We start from the raw sequence: 15885 nt of genomic DNA, 5'->3' as shown, positions 1-15885 counted from the left end.
CGTATACCTCCTAATTAATCAGAGAAATCATTCGATATTTCAGAAAATGGCCAAAATCTTAAGAATACTTTTCCGATAATTTGATCATCCTCTATGAGACCAAATTGCCTTGAATCTTTACTTACTGGACGGTTATCTCCTAACACTAAATATTGTCCCTCAGGAATTTCACCATTGACACCGAGGTCTGATAACTCAAAGTTATCTAGATAAGAATTTCCTTTGTACGACACGTATCTTTCATCGATGCGTTCACCGTTGACATACACTTCTTTGTCGACCATTTTAACGTCGTCTCCTGGTACACCGATGACGCGTTTAATGTACGCTTCGCCTTCCTTATTATCAAATACGACAATGTCTCCATGTTCAACGTCATGCATCTTGTAAGATACTTTACTTACAAATACTCTATCTCCATCTATAAATGTCGGCGCCATGCTTGCACCATCAACGACAAATTGTGTGAGTAAAAATTGTCTCACTAAAAATACGACGACGAGGGCGACGACAATCGTCACAACCCATTCTCTAATTTCCTTTAACATACTGCCACTCCTAATTACTGTTCATTTTTCTATTTAAATAACGTTCATATAATTTTGATATCACATATAATACGACTAAAAATACAACTGATAATATAAGTCTCGTTGGTGATGTAAAAAATGTCGTTACATCGTGACCGACAATTGAAATCGATAGTATCATTATAAATTTTGCACCGATTAATATATACAAATAGACGCGTTTTTTTACGTTAGATACTCCAGCTATCACGTTGACAACAGATGAGGGAGTAAATGGTAATGACATTAATATAAATAAAAACGTAAACCCTCTTTTGTCAATGAATTCTCGCATCTTAATTAATGTTTTATGTTTATTAATATAGCGCGTTGCGGGTGCTTTTAAGAAGTTTCTAACGACTAGAAATACTGAATAACTCCCGAGTACACTTCCTAAATAACTCATCAAAAATCCAATAAAAAAGCCATACGCGTTCGTATTTAATATGACGATAACGATCAGTGGTAAAAACGGTAAAAACGATTCTATAAAGACGAGTAATAAGCCGACGAAGATACCTAAGCCATCGAACGCTTCAAATATCTGCTCCAGCCCTTCTTTAGTTGTAAACAATTCGATATATTTCTGCATCGTTTCACCTACCGATTATCGTTTGTTATATTATAACACCTTTTAAATGATGAAGCCTTAGAGAGGCAACAAAAAAACTCTCATACACATATATGTATGAGAGTTTCGGCTTCTAATATTATTTAGAAAGTACTTCTTTAATTTGGCCAATTGCCCAGTCTAAATCTTCTTTTTCGATAATTAGAGGTGGTGCAAAACGAATGACTGTGTCATGTGTTTCTTTACATAATAGTCCACGCTCTTTTAACGCTTCACAGTATGGTCTCGCATCTTCTGTTAGTTCCATACCGATGAATAATCCGCGTCCACGTACCTCTTTTATGATTGGGTTATCGATTGTTTTAAGTTCTGATTTCATGTACTCACCGAGTTCGTTTGAGCGCTCTGCAAGTTTTTCATCGAGTAAAACGTCGATTGCTGCAATAGATACTGCTGCTGCAAGTGGGTTACCACCGAATGTTGAACCGTGTGATCCAGGAGTCATTAACTCAAGTACTTCTTTGTCTCCAAGCACAACTGATACTGGTAATACTCCACCACCGAGTGCTTTTCCTAAGATGTACATGTCTGGTTTAACGTCTTCCCAGTCACATGCGAATAATTTACCACTACGGCCAAGTCCACATTGGATTTCGTCAGCGATCATGAGAACGTTGCTCTCATCACATAACTCACGAACTTCTTTTAAGAAGCCGTCACGTGGGATGTTAATACCTGATTCACCTTGAATCGGCTCTAAGATTACAGCAACTGTATTTTCATTAATTGCCGCTTTTAATGCGTCAATATCACCATAAGGTACAAGTGGGAAACCTGGTACTAATGGGTGGAAGCCATCTTTATATGCTTCTTCACTTGAAAGTGAAATCGCACCTAACGTACGGCCATGGAAGTTACCATTCATACCGATGATTTCTTGTTTACCATCTTCGATACCTTTCACTTCTTTACCCCAACGACGTGCTGCTTTAATTGCAGATTCAACTGCCTCAGCACCAGTGTTCATAGGAATACCCATTTCTTTTCCAGAAATTTCGTTAAGTTTATCTAACCATTCACCTAAGTTGCTTGAATAGAACGCACGAGATCCAAGTGTTACTTTATCTGCTTGTTCTTTAAGTGCTTCGATAATTTTAGGGTGACGGTGACCTTGGTTTACTGCTGAATATGCTGAAAGCATATCTAAATACTTGTTACCTTCTGGGTCTTTTACCCATACACCTTCTGCCACGTCAACGACGATTGGCAGAGGTTTATATGTTGGTGCTGCTACTTTATCAGCAAGTTGAATGATATCTTTTGATTGTGTCATACTGACACCTCCTATTATAGAAATGAATTATATTAGAACATTTCTGAAGTTGTTTTACCTTGCATGTGGAGTAATAAGTAGTCTGGTCCACCTGCTTTAGAGTCTGTACCTGACATCTTGAATCCACCAAATGGCTGGTATCCAACGATTGCTGCCGTACAACCACGGTTGAAGTATAAGTTACCAACGTGGAAGTCACGACGTGCTTCTTCTAAATGTTCACGGTTGTTAGTGAATACTGCACCTGTTAAACCGTAGTCTGTGTTGTTTGCAAATTTGATTGCTTCAGTGAAGTCTTTAGCTGTTGCGAATCCGACAACTGGTCCAAAGATTTCTTCTCTCATCACTTGGTCATCGTGTTTAAGTCCAGAGAATACTGTTGGATAAACGAAGTGACCTGTTTCATTTTCGATTTTACCACCGATTTCAAGTTTACCTTCTTGTTTACCGATTTCGATGTACTTCTCGATTTTATCTAATGACGCTTGGTCAATAACTGGTCCCATGAAGATATCTTCAGATGGGTCACCAACTGTTAATTCTTTTGTTTTTTCTACTACTTTTGCAAGTAATTCATCATGTACGTCTTCAAGTGCAATTACACGTGAACATGCTGAACATTTTTGTCCAGAGAATCCGAATGCAGAGTTTACAATTGCATCTGCTGCTTCGTCTAGATCTACACCGCTGTCAACAACGATTGTGTCTTTACCACCCATCTCAGCGATTACACGTTTTAAGTTTACTTGTCCTTCGTGAACAACTGCTGCACGTTCATAAATACGTACACCAACGTCACGTGAACCAGTGAATGATACGAATGCAGTATCTTTATGGTCAACTAAGTAGTCACCAATTTCTCTTGATGAACCTGGGATGAAGTTGATTGCACCTTTTGGTAATCCAGCTTCTTCAAGAACTTCAACAAATTTGTACGCAACAACTGGCGTGTTTGAAGAAGGTTTTAATAATACTGTGTTACCTGAAACAAGTGCTGCAGCTGCAGTACCTGCCATGATTGCAAATGAGAAGTTCCAAGGTGAGATAACATATCCAACACCTAAAGGAATGTAGTCGAAACGGTTGTATTCATTTGCACGTGATTGTACTGTTTTACCGTTCGCTAATTCTAAGTTTTGACGACCGTAGTAGTTTAAGAAGTCAATTGCTTCTGCAACTTCTCCGTCCGCTTCTTTCCATGGTTTACCCGCTTCTTTCACTAAGTGACCAGTAAATTCTGCTTTTCTGTCGCGTACGATTTGTGCTGCTTTGAAAAGAATATCTGAACGCATTGAGAATGAAGTTTTTCTCCATGATTCAAATGTTTCTTTTGCAACTTCCATCGCTTGGTCTGCTTCTTTACGTGTCGCTTGTGAAACGTATCCGATGATTTCTGATTTGTTTGCTGGGTTGTATACCTCACTTTTATCTTCAGTGAAAATTCTTTCACCGTTAATAACTAATGGGAATTCTTGACCGAAGATCTTTTGAGCTTCTTTAATTCCCTCTTTAACCCATGCTTTGTTTTCTTCTTTCGTATAGTCCACGAATGGTTCGTGTCTATAGTGATTCATAGAGTAATCCATAAAAAAGTATCCTCCTAAAAATAGTTTATCTTCTATTATAATCTCACATTACTATATGAGTATTCAAGCTATTAGATAGTTTTGTATAAACTTACAAATCTATGTATTATTAGTTCGTTTTTTGTAAACTAAAAAAATAAAAGACTTAGCGCTTGCTAAGTCTTTTACCGGTCATACATTTGTTCTTTTGCCTCTTTAATCCAAATAGGCATACGTTGTCGTAGGGAGTCAAAACCGTATTTTTCGGTTTGTTCAATCGTATCTAATATCGATTTTTCTGCCTTTTTCTTACACTTTTGCTTGAAGTATTCATTCTCTTTTAAGGTCAGATTTAATTTCCCATCCCTATCGTTCACTGCTAAAATTTTGCACTTTACAATCTGCCCTTTTGAAAGATAATGATGGATATTTTGTACGAAGTTATCCATCACTTCTGAAATATGGATAAGTCCTTCTACACCATCCATCGTTTTGACAAAAGCACCGTATGGCCGAACGTTTGTTACTTTTACTTTAACAAATTGACCTGCTCGGTAGTGTTTTGTCACGAAAAAACCCCACTTCTATAACACTATTGTATAATAGCATATTTTAAGTGAGGCTTCCATTTATTCTATCTATTTATGATGATCGTCATGCACGTCTGAATTTATTTTATTTAAAACTTCTTGTTCGAACTCTTGTGCACGTTGTTCTTGTTTTTTTGAATATTTTCGAATTAATACGAACGCTACATACGCTAATACGATACAAACAACGAGCGTAATAATTCCAGGAATATATTCAGTTTTATCTTCAGGGAAATAAAGAAATTCCATCATAAGTCATTCACACACCTTTACCTTATTAGTATAACAAATTATGCGGATTTTCCTACGATGAAATTCTGACAATTATTTGTCGACTGAATTATAAAACTTCAATCGTTTCGATAACGATGTCCTCTACTGGTTTATCTATTGGACCAGTTGTTACACTTGCGATATCATCGACAACGTCCATTCCTTCGATCACTTGACCGAAAACAGTGTGGCGGTTATCTAACCATGGTGTTCCACCGAGGTCAGCATACGTTTTAATTACCTCTTCAGGATATCCAGCACCTTCTAGTTGACCGAGCATGTTCATCGGAACACGAATCGCTTCTACGATGAAAAACTGTGAGCCGTTCGTGTTTGGTCCACGGTTTGCCATTGATAACGCACCACGGAAGTTAAATAACTCTTCGTGGAACTCATCTTCGAAGTCCTCATCCCAAATACTTACTCCACCCATACCAGTACCTGTAGGGTCTCCACCTTGAATCATGAAATCTTTAATAATTCTGTGGAAAATTTGACCATCGTAATAGCCGTTTTTAGCATGTGTGACGAAGTTTTCTACAGTTTTCGGTGCTTTATCTGCAAATAGTCGTACTGTAATGTCACCTTTATTTGTTTTAATAACGACACTTTGTTCGTTTTCTAATACTGTTTTGTCCATTTGTGAAAATGCCATTGATCTTTCCTCCAATATTTCAACATTACTTAAATTGTTGTATGATTAAACTTCATTTTGTTCCAACAGTCATTATAGAACATATCGTGTTCATTTAAAACCGATATTAATTCATGTATAATAAAGTCATATAATTGTGAGAAGGAGGTTATGGTGTGACGTTATTACATTTTTTAATATTACTACCATTAATAGCAGCTGTTATTATACCGGTAGTGTATAAATATCAAAAAGACATCCATCTCGGATGGTTTGTACTACCAGTACCATTCGTTATCGTGTCTTATTTATTTACGTTAATACCAACTGTAAAAAGTGGGTCAAAAATCTACTACACGTTAAACTTTATGCCAAAAATCGGCATGAACTTCGATGTATACATAGATGGCCTTGGATTACTTTTTGCCATTTTGATATCTGGAATTGGAACGTTAGTCGTTCTATATTCGATTGGATATCTTTCAAAAGATGAAAAACTCGGTAACTTTTACGTCTACCTCTTAATGTTCATGGCAGCGATGCTCGGTGTTGTGACAATTGATAACGTTTTAATGTTATATATGTTTTGGGAGTTGACGTCGATCTCGAGTTTCTTACTCATCGCGTTTTGGACGACAAAAGAACGTTCAACTTACGGCGCTCAAAAATCGATGTTAATTACGATGTTCGGTGGTTTTATGATGCTCGGTGGTTTCATTTTACTTAGCATTATTACGGAAACATTTAGCATTCGAGAAATGATTGCTTCATCAGATGTGATCGCATCAAATGGTGTTGGAGTCATTGCACTCGTGTTAATTTTACTCGGTGCATTTACAAAATCAGCTCAGTTTCCGTTTTATATTTGGTTACCTGATGCAATGGAAGCACCAACTCCAGTCAGTGCTTATTTACACTCTGCAACGATGGTTAAAGCAGGGCTATATTTAGTTGCGCGCTTTACACCAGTGTTTATGTGGAGCTTAACGTGGGTCAATACGATTTTAATTATCGGACTCATTACACTCGCATGGGCATCATTTAACGCAGTCGTTAAAGATGATATGAAAGCAGTACTCGCATTTTCTACCGTGTCTCAACTCGGTTTAATTATGTCATTACTTGGGCTTGGAGCTTTAGCTGTCACTGCTGGTTTTAATGAAGAAATATTTACAGTCGCAGTCATTGCTGCAGTATTTCATATTATTAACCACGCGACGTTTAAAGGTGCGCTATTCATGGTGACAGGGATTGTCGATCACCAAACAGGTACGCGTAGCATTAAACGACTCGGTGCGTTAATGACGATTATGCCAATCAGTTTTACAATTACGTTAATTACTGCATTTTCTATGGCAGGACTTCCGCCATTTAATGGATTTTTATCTAAAGAAATGTTCTTAGAAGCGATGTTTGAAATTTCTCAGTCGAACATCACTATATTAAGTACGATTAGTGTTTTATTCCCATTACTTGCGATTCTCGGAAGTATATTTACTTTCGTCTATTCGATGAAATTAATATTTGGGGTATTTACTGGAGAATCATTTGATACTCCAAAAGAACCTTCTGAAGCACCGATGCTGATGTTAATTTCACCAGTTATTTTAGCTTCACTCGTCGTCATTATCGGCTTATTCCCGAACATTTTATCGAATACGATTATTAGTCCAGCGGCCAGTGCAATTTTAGATCGTCAAAACTTTGTCGACGTATCGATTAGTTTTTGGCACGGTGTAACACCTGCTTTACTCTCTACGATTTTAATCGTCTTAGTCGGAGCACTACTCTACTACTTTAGAGAAAGCTGGATGTTTATTTACGATTATATTAAGGAGCGTTTTACGTTAAATAACTTCTATGACCAGTCACTCGTAAACAGTACAAAATACTCTAACAAAGTAACGAATACATTATCTACAGGATTTTTAAGAACATACCTACTGTATATATTCGGCTTCTTAACAATTTTTAGTATCGTTACGATGTTTAGAACTGGTTTAAATTTAAGTCTTACAGATCTTGCACCTATAGGAATTCAAGAAGTGATTCTAATTGTTGTTATATTAGTTTCACTCGGAATTATTATGATTACAAAATCTCGTATGGTCAGTATTATTATGCTCGGTGCAGTTGGATTTAGTATGGCGTTATTCTTCGTATTCTTTAGAGCGCCGGACTTAGCATTAACTCAACTCGCGATTGAAACTGTAACGACGACTCTATTCTTAGTATGTTTCTATCACTTACCTAAAGTGAGTAAGTTACCAGAAACACGTCAGTTTAAATTAACGAACTTCATCGTTGCAGTAATGGTCGGAGCAGTTTCGATTTTAATTGGATTATCTGCATACAGTCATCGTATATTCGAATCGATTTCTGAATATCATATCGAACACGTATATGACTTAGCTGCAGGTAAAAATATGGTAAACGTTATTCTCGTTGACTTCCGTGGTTACGATACTGTGTTTGAAACAGTGGTATTCGCAATCGCCGGAATCGGTATTTACATTTTAATGAGAATGACAAGCCTAAGAAAGGATGATGAAAATGAAGAGCACACTTAAAAGAGCCGGCTATAAGGCACTCCATCGACAAATGAACGATGTGCATTTACAGTACATCTCTAAAGTTGCGTTTTTCATCATCACGATGTTTAGTTTGAACTTATTCTTTGCAGGGCACTATACGCCAGGTGGAGGATTCGTCGGTGGATTACTCATGAGTTCAGCAGTGCTACTCTTACTGATTGCTTATGATGTAAAGACGTTAAAGAAGATGCTACCGATTCCGTTAAAATTATTAATATCACTCGGGTTACTGTTCGCTATTGGAGTCCCGTTCTTATTAATGATGTTCGGTAATCCGTTCTTTACACATGCTTTAACAGATGTTTACATTCCATTATTAGGTGACGTGCATATCCACTCTGCAGTGTTCTTTGACCTCGGTGTCTTTTTAGTCGTATTCGGGGCAACGATACTCATTTTAATCGCAGTTGGAGGGGTGAAGGATTAATGGAATTTTTAATGATTATTCTTTCAGGTGTACTCATCGGATGTGCGACGTACTTAATCCTCTCTAAAGGTGTGTTAAGAATTATTATCGGTATTTCGGTATTATCCCACGGTGTTCACCTTATGTTACTCACGATGGGACAGTTAAAGCGCGGAAACGTTCCTATTCTAGATGAACGTGTCGAAGTGTATACCGATCCGTTACCACAAGCGATGATTCTTACAGCAATCGTTATATCGTTTGCACTGACTGCTTATAGTCTAGTGCTTGCGTTAAACAACTATAAAGTACTCGGTACAGATGATACTGAAGACATGAAAGGAAGAGACGATGGTTATTAACTTATTACTTATATTGCCATTAGTCATTCCAGGTCTTGCTGCGGTGATTATGTTACTCGTCGGTAGAAACCCTGTGTTACACCGAGCAATCACAACACTCGCAAGTATCTTAATGGTAATTTTTTCAATAGTAATTGTACAGCGTATATATACAGATGGTGTGTTAGTTACAAATATTGGTAACTGGCCTGCACCATTTGGAATTACAGTCGTTTACGATATGTTAAGTGCTTTACTCGTATTAACGACATCGATCATACTGTTTTTCGTTACAGTCTATTCGTTCCAATCGATTGGCGTTAATAACGAACGTTATTTCTATTATCCAATGATGTTATTTATGATCATGGGTGTAAACGGCGCGTTTACTACTGGAGATATTTTCAACATGTTTGTATTCTTCGAAGTGTTTTTAATCGCGTCATATGTATTACTTACAATTGGTAGTAGTACGATTCAGTTACGAGAAGGCTTTAAATATTTAGTCGTTAATATTATTTCATCGAACTTTTTAGTACTTGGAATTGGATTTTTATATTCTGTTGTTGGTAGTTTAAACATGGCAGATATCCACGTGAAGCTATCTAATTATGACGGTAATTTAACGGTCATTACGTTAATCGGTGTCGTTATTATGTTTGTATTCTTAACTAAAGCAGCGGTATTCCCGCTCTACTTCTGGTTACCAGATTCATATAACGCACCACCAATCCCAATACTTGCAGCGTTCGGTGCATTACTGACAAAAGTCGGTGTGTACGCACTCATGCGTACGTACAGTCTATTTTTCAATTTAGACTATAGCTATATTAGTACTGTTTTACTCGTCTTATCGATCTTAACGATTATTATCGGATGTATTGGTGCGATTTCAACGTACGACATGAAGATGGTCATCATCTATAACATTATGATTGCGATTGGGTTTATTATCTCAGCTGTCGCAATGCTCGATTTAGATGGTATGATCGGTAGTATTTACTACCTCATTCATGACATGATTATTAAAACAGCGTTATTCTTACTCGTTGGTTTTATCATTTATAGAACTGGTAAACATAACGCAAAAGATATACACGGCTTAATGTCAGTTCACCCAGTCGTTGGTTGGACATTCTTCTTAGCAGGATTATCACTTGCAGGAGTTCCACCATTCCCTGGTTTTTTCGGTAAAGTGTATATCGTGAAATCATTATTTATAAATGAACACTATATTTCAGGCGTCATTATTTTATTCTCTAGTTTAGTGATTCTATACAGTATTATGAGAGTATTTATACACGTGTTCTTCGGTGAACACGCTGTAGAAGAAGAGTTAAAACCAATGAAGACTGATAAACTGCTCTTTAGTGCGGTTGGACTCGTTATCGTATCCATCGTATTCGGTTTAAGTGCAGATTTCTTATATCCATACTTTGAAATGGCTGCACAAGCACTCGCAGATCCGTTTGTTTACTCAGAATATATTATGGGGGTGGAGTAAATGGCAATACAAGTATTACTCAATTTCTTACTCGCATTCCTTTGGGCGTTTATGAACAACAGTTTTACAGTGAGCACTCTCGTGATGGGGTATTTAATGGGGCTAATTGCCGTATCCATATTACGTAACTTCTTACCAGGTACGTTTTACCTCATCCGCGTATGGAGAATTGTTAAGTTATTCTTCGTATTCGTTTATGAGTTACTCGTTGCAAACATCGAAGTTGTAAAAATCGTCCTTCAACCAAAAATGAACGTATACCCTGGATTCTATGCGTATCCGTGTGATTTACAAAAGGATTGGGAAGTCGTACTTCTATCTTCTCTTATCACGTTAACACCAGGTACAGTCGTCGTTGCAATTAGTGATGACTTTAAGACGCTATATATCCACGGGGTAAACTTAGTCGATGCCGATAAAGAAATCGAGGCTATTAAAAACTCATTTGAACGTCTCATTAAAGAGGTGGGTCGTCCATGATTTCATTTTTACAAGTCATATTCATTATCGCAATTATTGGAATGGCAGTCGCGCTCGTTATCGCATCGTATAGAATTATTAAAGGACCGACGTTACACGATAAAATCGTAGCGTTAGATGCGTTTGGAGTTATGTTAATGGGAACAATCGGGATTTTCTCAGTCCTACTTGACACTCCGTACTTAATCGTTGTAATTATGATTATCGGTATGCTCGGTGCTGTCGGTACAATCGCAATGGCGAAGTTTTTAGAGAAAGGATGGGTGATCGATCATGATAGAGATCCTGATGACTAGTATCGTAACGATACTCGTATTAAGTGGGGTATTCTTTTCAATCGTTGCAGGAATCGGTATCGTGAGACTTCCGGACATGTACTCACGACTCCACGCAGCAAGTAAAAGTTCAACACTCGGTGTATCACTCGTTCTACTCGCTGTTTTCTTATACTTTTGGTATTTTGAAGAGCGATTTGAAATCACATTGCTACTCGCACTCGTATTCATTTACATCATTGCACCAACAGGTGCACATATGCTTGCAAGAAGTGCCTTCCACTCAGATGTAGAGCCGTATAAACTAACAATCTTAAACGAATTACGACGTGACGAACTTGGATACGAAGAACTCACAGAAGAAGATAAATTAAAAATTGAACAACGTAAAAAAGAGCAAGAACTTGATGAATAACAAAACGCCCATTCTAGAAGGCTAGAATGGGCGTATTTTTGTGGATTGAATTTTGGGTTTATATCATTTCTGTTAAATATCTCATCGTTCTACCAATTCTTTAAAAATTTCATCATCTTCAGTTAAAATTTCATTTATCAAGTTTAAATCTAAATTGTTTTTCTTAACTTCTAATGATATTTTATCGTTATCTTCAATGAATTGAATTGTATCATTTACATTAACATCTAAGGCTTTTAAAACATTCTCTGGGATTTCTACATTAATAACTTTATTATTAATTTTGAGTTCGCTTAAAATTTTCATACAAATCACCTCATGTTCTATTTATATAAAAATGTTGTTTTAATATTATACCATGAAGATAATTATTATTAATTAATTTCTCCTTACAAAATACCTCCCTAAACCTATTTTTGATTTAGAGAGGTATAAGTTTACTTCATATTCGTCAAAGTCATTCGTCCAACTGCTGTGATTTTTCCTTCATCGTTTGTAATTTCTGCTGTCCAAACTTGTGTTGTTCTACCGATATGAACTGGTACTGCTGTTGTTGTCAGTTTACCTGATGATACAGGTCGAATATGGTTGACGTTGATTTCAACGCCAGCTGCATATCCTTCTTCAACGTTTTCAGTACCACCAAGTGACGCTGCTGTTTCGATTAAGACAGCATTCATACCACCGTGTACGATACCAAATGGTTGGTGCATTTCTTCAGTAATATCGACTTCAATGACCGCACGTTTCTTATTTAACTCAATGATTTCGATGTTAAATGCTTCTAGTAAATTAGTCATACATAGAACCGTCTAAAATGTAGTCAACGACTGTACGGATCATCACACCACTCGCAGCTTTTGGACCATATGCATTTTGTTTTGCAAACTGCGATGTACCAGCGATATCAAAGTGTAACCACGGATAATCTTCAGTAAACTGATTAATAAATGCCGCTGCAAACGAAGCTCCACCATATGGACGTAAGTTACTGTTTAAAATATCTGCAACTTGTGTATCTTTTACTGCCGCTTCATCGGATTCATCCATCGGTAAGTGCCATAACTTTTCGCCGACTTTTTCTGATGATTTTAAGACGTCAGTTAAGTAATCTCTACTTTGGTTTGTAAATAAACCTGTACGTGACTCTCCGAGTGCTCCGATTACTGCTCCAGTTAGTGTCGCAAAGTCCATAATTACAACTGGTTTATGTGTAATTGCTTCTGTAACCGCATCTCCAAGGACGAGACGTCCTTCTGCATCTGTATTAGTTATTTCAACACTTAAACCATTTTTAGCGATGACAACGTCATCTGGACGGTTTGCATTGCCTTTTACCATATTTTCAGCGAGCGCAAGTACCGCTACAACATTCACTTCACGTTTTTGATCGACGAGTGTCTTCATCATACCAAGTACGTTTGCTGCTCCACTCATATCGTATTTCATCGACACCATGCCTGTACGTGGTTTTAATGAATAACCACCTGAATCGTAAGTGATTCCTTTACCAACAAGTGCTATAGGTGCTTTATCGCTATTTTTGTACTCGATCGTAACGAGTCTTGGTTTTCTCTCAGAACCGTCACCGACTGAATGAAGGAGACCATAGCCTTCTTCTTTAAGTGTTTTGTCGTCTTTTACTGAAATTGTAACGTTGTCTTTTCCAGAAAATTCTTTTTCAATTAACTCGACTAGAGATTCCGGATATAGTACGTTTGGAGGCATTTCGCTTAAGTTACGACTAAAGTTCATCGCCTCTCCAGCTTGTTGACCTTCTTTCAGTTTGTCTTCGTTTACCTCTTTATTAAAAGATAACGTTAACTCATAAGGTTTAAAATCTTTTTTATAGTTGAACGGCTCGTATACACTAATTTCACCCATTAAGCCGACGTCGTATAAAAAATCGTCGTCTGAACTAAATGAGTCAACGTATAGATACGCATCTGTTACTTTATCTTTTTTAAGTGCTTGTAATACTGTACCGAACGCTTCTTGAAGCTTTAATTGTGTTAAGTCTTCAGATTTACCGAGACCAACTGTATATACTTTTCTTACGTTTGTTTGTAACACTGCACTCGATGATTCGATTTTTTTGAATTTTGACTGGATGACTCCAGCATCAATATATGATTTAAAGTTCCCATTAAATAATGCATCGAGTTCTTCGAAGTTTGAGTCGTTTTCAAAGTCTTCTTTTACACCGATGACGATTGCTTTGTTGTTGTCGTTTAAATTACTTTCAAAATTGTACTTCATATACTCACTCCTAGAACATTTGATAGCCAAGCTTACGTAAGTAGCGTATTGTTAATCCGGCTAATATAATACCGATAAAACCACTTAATAATATAATTACGTCAAAAATTTGGACGTTAATAATATTACTCCACGCTTCTTTAAATGCAGTGTTTGGCGATTTTATGTACTCTACAGTATCAATTCTGTCGATGATTAAAACAACGATTACAGGATAAACAACTGCCATAATCCACGTCATTTTTAAAATCATATTTAATATAAAACTAATACCGTAAAAGAGTACAAAATATAAAATGATAGATATAAATACTTGAACGATATTCACCGTGACACCTCTATTAAAAAAGCATGAGTATGACGAATACTCATGCTTAAAATTTTCTTACAAGAATTTACCTTTTGTGAATCCTAGTACTGGTCCACCAATTTTAGCGACTGCACGTGTATCGATTACTTTCTTCATAAATGCAGCTGATTTACCTTTAATTTCTTTACCATAAACGACACCGATACCGTTTTTAGCACCTAATGAACAAACTGTTCCTTTATCGTCATATACGAATGGTTCAACTTTTTTACCACGTAATTTTGCAGCGATAATTTTTGCAGTGTGTTCACCAAGTTGCATCGCAATTTGTGCTGTCGTTGGATATGGACGTGCGTTTTCGCCTGTTCCGTTCATAACCGCTGAAACGTCACCGATTGCGTATACGTTGTCGTATCCTTCGATTGTTAAGTCATCTTTAACGATGATTCTACCGCGCATAACGCCGTCGAAGTTTTCTTCCATTAACTTGTTACCACGAACCCCTGCAGTCCAGATTCTGTTGTTTGCTTTAACTGTTTCTTCTTTATCGTTAATTTTAACGACGAATCCTTCTTCGTTTGCAGCAACGATTGGTGTTCCGAGTAAGAACTTAACGCCTTTACTTTCTAAGTACTTTTTAGCGTAACCGCTGAGATCTTCACTGAACATCGGTAACATTGAAGGCATTGCTTCTACACACGTAATGCTTACGTCGTCGTAGTTAATACCTAAGTTGTCACATAAGATTGGAAGTGAATCTACTAATTCACCGAGGTACTCAATACCTGTGAATCCTGCACCACCAACTACGATTGCTAAGTCATTTTTATCTTTAGACTCTAAGTAGTTGTTGAAGTTCTTTTCAACTAATGCACGTGCTTTAAGTGCAGTTTGTGGGCTCGTAATTGATTCGGCATGTTCAGCCATTCCTTCAATTCCGAATGTTTCTGATTCGAAACCTAATGCAACGATTAAAATGTCATACTCGACATTTCCTTTTGTCGTTTCAACTACTTGGCTGTCTTTATCGATTTTTGTTACTTCAGCAACAACGAAGTTTGTTTTCATGTTGTCTACAACTTTATTAATTGGGTAAACGCCGTCTTCCCAGTTAATCGTACCTGCAGCTGTTTCATGTAACCATGTTGCTTCGTAGTGGTACTCATTTTTATTGATTAAAGTAATATCTGCTTCAGATAAACCTAATTCTTTTTGAAGACCAACTAATGCGCTAAGACCCGCGTATCCTCCACCGAGGATTACAATTTTCTTTCTTTCGAAACTCATCACTACATCTCCTAAATTTTTATAATATAAAAACGCTAATATATATAACATAATATTAGCGTTTCCAAGCATATATTTCAAGCATTCCCTAACAATTTAACATTGTTCTGGAGTGCCTTTATTTGTTTTTGTTCTAAATGATGCTCCGCATCCACATGCAACGCTCGCTAGAGGGTTATCAATCGTGAATCCACCACCGAGTAACGACTCTTTAAAATCGATTGTCGTACCATCGACGACACCGATATCAAACTTATCCACTAACACGCTCACTCCGTGATGTGTAAATACTAAATCACGCTCAGTAGGTTCTTCTTCAGCAGCCATACCATACGTTAGACCCGTACAACCGCCACCCTCAACTTTAAAACGTAAATAGCCGTCTTGCATGTTATTATCTTCTAACATCGTTCTTACTTTATCTGCAGCAGCTTTTGTTAATGTCACTCGACTCATTTTTGTCACCTCTCTGATTCACT

20 protein-coding genes are annotated in these 15885 nt (G+C 37.1%); 7 read left to right on the top strand and 13 right to left on the bottom strand.

From position 1 onward, the window contains the following. Window positions 1-14 precede the first annotated feature (14 nt). The 7 genes from lepB to HMPREF3029_RS02055 form a co-directional block, all read right to left on the bottom strand. A complete protein-coding gene (gene lepB, locus HMPREF3029_RS02085) occupies window positions 15-548 on the bottom strand; it encodes a signal peptidase I (RefSeq protein ID WP_070709458.1) in 534 nt (177 codons plus the stop codon). A gap of 10 nt (window positions 549-558) precedes the next feature. Further along, window positions 559-1161 carry a TVP38/TMEM64 family protein gene (locus tag HMPREF3029_RS02080; protein WP_068127778.1) on the bottom strand — a complete coding sequence of 201 codons (603 nt, stop codon included), beginning with the start codon at window positions 1159-1161 and terminating at the stop codon, window positions 559-561. Window positions 1162-1279: 118 nt separating this feature from the next. Further along, the gene (locus tag HMPREF3029_RS02075) at window positions 1280-2473 is read right to left on the bottom strand and encodes an ornithine--oxo-acid transaminase (protein WP_070709456.1); all 1194 of its coding nucleotides are present in this window, start codon (window positions 2471-2473) and stop codon (window positions 1280-1282) included. Window positions 2474-2505: 32 nt separating this feature from the next. Next, window positions 2506-4059, bottom strand: a complete 1554-nt coding sequence (gene pruA, locus HMPREF3029_RS02070) for an L-glutamate gamma-semialdehyde dehydrogenase (protein ID WP_371327357.1) — start codon at window positions 4057-4059, stop codon at window positions 2506-2508. 164 nt (window positions 4060-4223) lie between these two features. Further along, the gene (gene ygs / locus HMPREF3029_RS02065) at window positions 4224-4607 is read right to left on the bottom strand and encodes a S1 domain-containing post-transcriptional regulator Ygs (protein WP_040929362.1); all 384 of its coding nucleotides are present in this window, start codon (window positions 4605-4607) and stop codon (window positions 4224-4226) included. 69 nt (window positions 4608-4676) lie between these two features. Then, on the bottom strand, window positions 4677-4880 hold the full coding sequence (locus HMPREF3029_RS02060; protein WP_068127769.1) for a hypothetical protein: 204 nt from the start codon (window positions 4878-4880) through the stop codon (window positions 4677-4679). Window positions 4881-4968: 88 nt separating this feature from the next. Continuing rightward, window positions 4969-5556, bottom strand: a complete 588-nt coding sequence (locus tag HMPREF3029_RS02055; protein ID WP_070623178.1) for a peptidylprolyl isomerase — start codon at window positions 5554-5556, stop codon at window positions 4969-4971. Between the two features lie 155 nt (window positions 5557-5711). Here HMPREF3029_RS02055 and HMPREF3029_RS02050 point away from each other — a divergent pair, with 155 nt between their 5' ends. The 7 genes from HMPREF3029_RS02050 to mnhG are packed head-to-tail and all read left to right on the top strand — an operon-like array spanning window position 5712 to window position 11550. Continuing rightward, complete coding sequence (locus HMPREF3029_RS02050) at window positions 5712-8105, top strand: Na+/H+ antiporter subunit A (RefSeq protein WP_070623176.1); 2394 nt, start codon at window positions 5712-5714, stop codon at window positions 8103-8105. Next, a complete protein-coding gene (locus tag HMPREF3029_RS02045) occupies window positions 8089-8556 on the top strand; it encodes a Na(+)/H(+) antiporter subunit B (RefSeq protein WP_070457402.1) in 468 nt (155 codons plus the stop codon). Before HMPREF3029_RS02050 ends, HMPREF3029_RS02045 begins: the two co-directional genes overlap by 17 nt. After that, window positions 8556-8897 carry a Na(+)/H(+) antiporter subunit C gene (locus tag HMPREF3029_RS02040; protein ID WP_070457400.1) on the top strand — a complete coding sequence of 114 codons (342 nt, stop codon included), beginning with the start codon at window positions 8556-8558 and terminating at the stop codon, window positions 8895-8897. Before HMPREF3029_RS02045 ends, HMPREF3029_RS02040 begins: the two co-directional genes overlap by 1 nt. Next, window positions 8887-10380: a Na+/H+ antiporter subunit D gene (locus HMPREF3029_RS02035; RefSeq protein ID WP_068127758.1), complete on the top strand. Its 1494-nt coding sequence runs from the start codon at window positions 8887-8889 to the stop codon at window positions 10378-10380. Before HMPREF3029_RS02040 ends, HMPREF3029_RS02035 begins: the two co-directional genes overlap by 11 nt. Next, window positions 10381-10860, top strand: a complete 480-nt coding sequence (locus HMPREF3029_RS02030) for a Na+/H+ antiporter subunit E (RefSeq protein WP_068127756.1) — start codon at window positions 10381-10383, stop codon at window positions 10858-10860. Then, the gene (locus tag HMPREF3029_RS02025) at window positions 10857-11156 is read left to right on the top strand and encodes a Na(+)/H(+) antiporter subunit F1 (RefSeq protein ID WP_070457398.1); all 300 of its coding nucleotides are present in this window, start codon (window positions 10857-10859) and stop codon (window positions 11154-11156) included. The genes HMPREF3029_RS02030 and HMPREF3029_RS02025 overlap by 4 nt, the downstream gene beginning before the upstream one ends. Next, window positions 11149-11550 (top strand): monovalent cation/H(+) antiporter subunit G, encoded by a 402-nt coding sequence (gene mnhG, locus HMPREF3029_RS02020; RefSeq protein WP_246827393.1) that lies wholly within the window; start codon window positions 11149-11151, stop codon window positions 11548-11550. Before HMPREF3029_RS02025 ends, mnhG begins: the two co-directional genes overlap by 8 nt. Before the next feature lie 81 nt (window positions 11551-11631). Here mnhG and HMPREF3029_RS02015 read toward each other — a convergent pair whose 3' ends face one another. The 6 genes from HMPREF3029_RS02015 to HMPREF3029_RS01990 form a co-directional block, all read right to left on the bottom strand. Continuing rightward, window positions 11632-11856 carry a hypothetical protein gene (locus tag HMPREF3029_RS02015; protein ID WP_070709454.1) on the bottom strand — a complete coding sequence of 75 codons (225 nt, stop codon included), beginning with the start codon at window positions 11854-11856 and terminating at the stop codon, window positions 11632-11634. A 131-nt stretch (window positions 11857-11987) separates the two neighbouring features. After that, the gene (locus HMPREF3029_RS02010; RefSeq protein ID WP_070709452.1) at window positions 11988-12350 is read right to left on the bottom strand and encodes a hotdog fold thioesterase; all 363 of its coding nucleotides are present in this window, start codon (window positions 12348-12350) and stop codon (window positions 11988-11990) included. Then, the gene (locus HMPREF3029_RS02005) at window positions 12343-13809 is read right to left on the bottom strand and encodes a leucyl aminopeptidase family protein (RefSeq protein WP_070709450.1); all 1467 of its coding nucleotides are present in this window, start codon (window positions 13807-13809) and stop codon (window positions 12343-12345) included. The genes HMPREF3029_RS02010 and HMPREF3029_RS02005 overlap by 8 nt, the downstream gene beginning before the upstream one ends. A gap of 10 nt (window positions 13810-13819) precedes the next feature. Next, a complete protein-coding gene (locus HMPREF3029_RS02000; protein WP_052327367.1) occupies window positions 13820-14137 on the bottom strand; it encodes a YuiB family protein in 318 nt (105 codons plus the stop codon). A 57-nt stretch (window positions 14138-14194) separates the two neighbouring features. Further along, complete coding sequence (locus HMPREF3029_RS01995) at window positions 14195-15406, bottom strand: NAD(P)/FAD-dependent oxidoreductase (protein ID WP_068127739.1); 1212 nt, start codon at window positions 15404-15406, stop codon at window positions 14195-14197. Between the two features lie 96 nt (window positions 15407-15502). Then, window positions 15503-15862, bottom strand: coding sequence for a HesB/IscA family protein (locus HMPREF3029_RS01990; protein ID WP_068127736.1), 360 nt, complete (start codon window positions 15860-15862; stop codon window positions 15503-15505). Window positions 15863-15885 lie beyond the last annotated feature (23 nt).

Source organism: Nosocomiicoccus sp. HMSC059G07, assembly GCF_001815515.1.
GTDB classification, from domain to species: domain Bacteria; phylum Bacillota; class Bacilli; order Staphylococcales; family Salinicoccaceae; genus Nosocomiicoccus; species Nosocomiicoccus ampullae_A.
The sequence above is the reverse complement of the archived record's forward strand: the minus strand, read 5'-3'. Positions and strand labels throughout refer to the sequence as shown.

What these genes read in the sequence shown, in the direction of transcription:
- HMPREF3029_RS02030 (WP_068127756.1), top strand. Translation starts at nt 10,381, where the DNA reads ATGGCAATACAAGTATTACTCAATTTCTTACTCGCATTCCTTTGGGCG.
- HMPREF3029_RS02015 (WP_070709454.1), bottom strand. Translation starts at nt 11,856, where the DNA reads ATGAAAATTTTAAGCGAACTCAAAATTAATAATAAAGTTATTAATGTA.
- mnhG (WP_246827393.1), top strand. Translation starts at nt 11,149, where the DNA reads ATGACTAGTATCGTAACGATACTCGTATTAAGTGGGGTATTCTTTTCA.
- HMPREF3029_RS02025 (WP_070457398.1), top strand. Translation starts at nt 10,857, where the DNA reads ATGATTTCATTTTTACAAGTCATATTCATTATCGCAATTATTGGAATG.
- HMPREF3029_RS02040 (WP_070457400.1), top strand. Translation starts at nt 8,556, where the DNA reads ATGGAATTTTTAATGATTATTCTTTCAGGTGTACTCATCGGATGTGCG.
- HMPREF3029_RS02055 (WP_070623178.1), bottom strand. Translation starts at nt 5,556, where the DNA reads ATGGCATTTTCACAAATGGACAAAACAGTATTAGAAAACGAACAAAGT.
- HMPREF3029_RS02080 (WP_068127778.1), bottom strand. Translation starts at nt 1,161, where the DNA reads ATGCAGAAATATATCGAATTGTTTACAACTAAAGAAGGGCTGGAGCAG.
- HMPREF3029_RS02060 (WP_068127769.1), bottom strand. Translation starts at nt 4,880, where the DNA reads ATGATGGAATTTCTTTATTTCCCTGAAGATAAAACTGAATATATTCCT.
- lepB (WP_070709458.1), bottom strand. Translation starts at nt 548, where the DNA reads ATGTTAAAGGAAATTAGAGAATGGGTTGTGACGATTGTCGTCGCCCTC.
- pruA (WP_371327357.1), bottom strand. Translation starts at nt 4,059, where the DNA reads ATGGATTACTCTATGAATCACTATAGACACGAACCATTCGTGGACTAT.
- HMPREF3029_RS02005 (WP_070709450.1), bottom strand. Translation starts at nt 13,809, where the DNA reads ATGAAGTACAATTTTGAAAGTAATTTAAACGACAACAACAAAGCAATC.
- HMPREF3029_RS01990 (WP_068127736.1), bottom strand. Translation starts at nt 15,862, where the DNA reads ATGAGTCGAGTGACATTAACAAAAGCTGCTGCAGATAAAGTAAGAACG.
- HMPREF3029_RS02045 (WP_070457402.1), top strand. Translation starts at nt 8,089, where the DNA reads ATGAAGAGCACACTTAAAAGAGCCGGCTATAAGGCACTCCATCGACAA.
- HMPREF3029_RS01995 (WP_068127739.1), bottom strand. Translation starts at nt 15,406, where the DNA reads ATGAGTTTCGAAAGAAAGAAAATTGTAATCCTCGGTGGAGGATACGCG.
- HMPREF3029_RS02010 (WP_070709452.1), bottom strand. Translation starts at nt 12,350, where the DNA reads ATGACTAATTTACTAGAAGCATTTAACATCGAAATCATTGAGTTAAAT.
- HMPREF3029_RS02035 (WP_068127758.1), top strand. Translation starts at nt 8,887, where the DNA reads ATGGTTATTAACTTATTACTTATATTGCCATTAGTCATTCCAGGTCTT.
- HMPREF3029_RS02075 (WP_070709456.1), bottom strand. Translation starts at nt 2,473, where the DNA reads ATGACACAATCAAAAGATATCATTCAACTTGCTGATAAAGTAGCAGCA.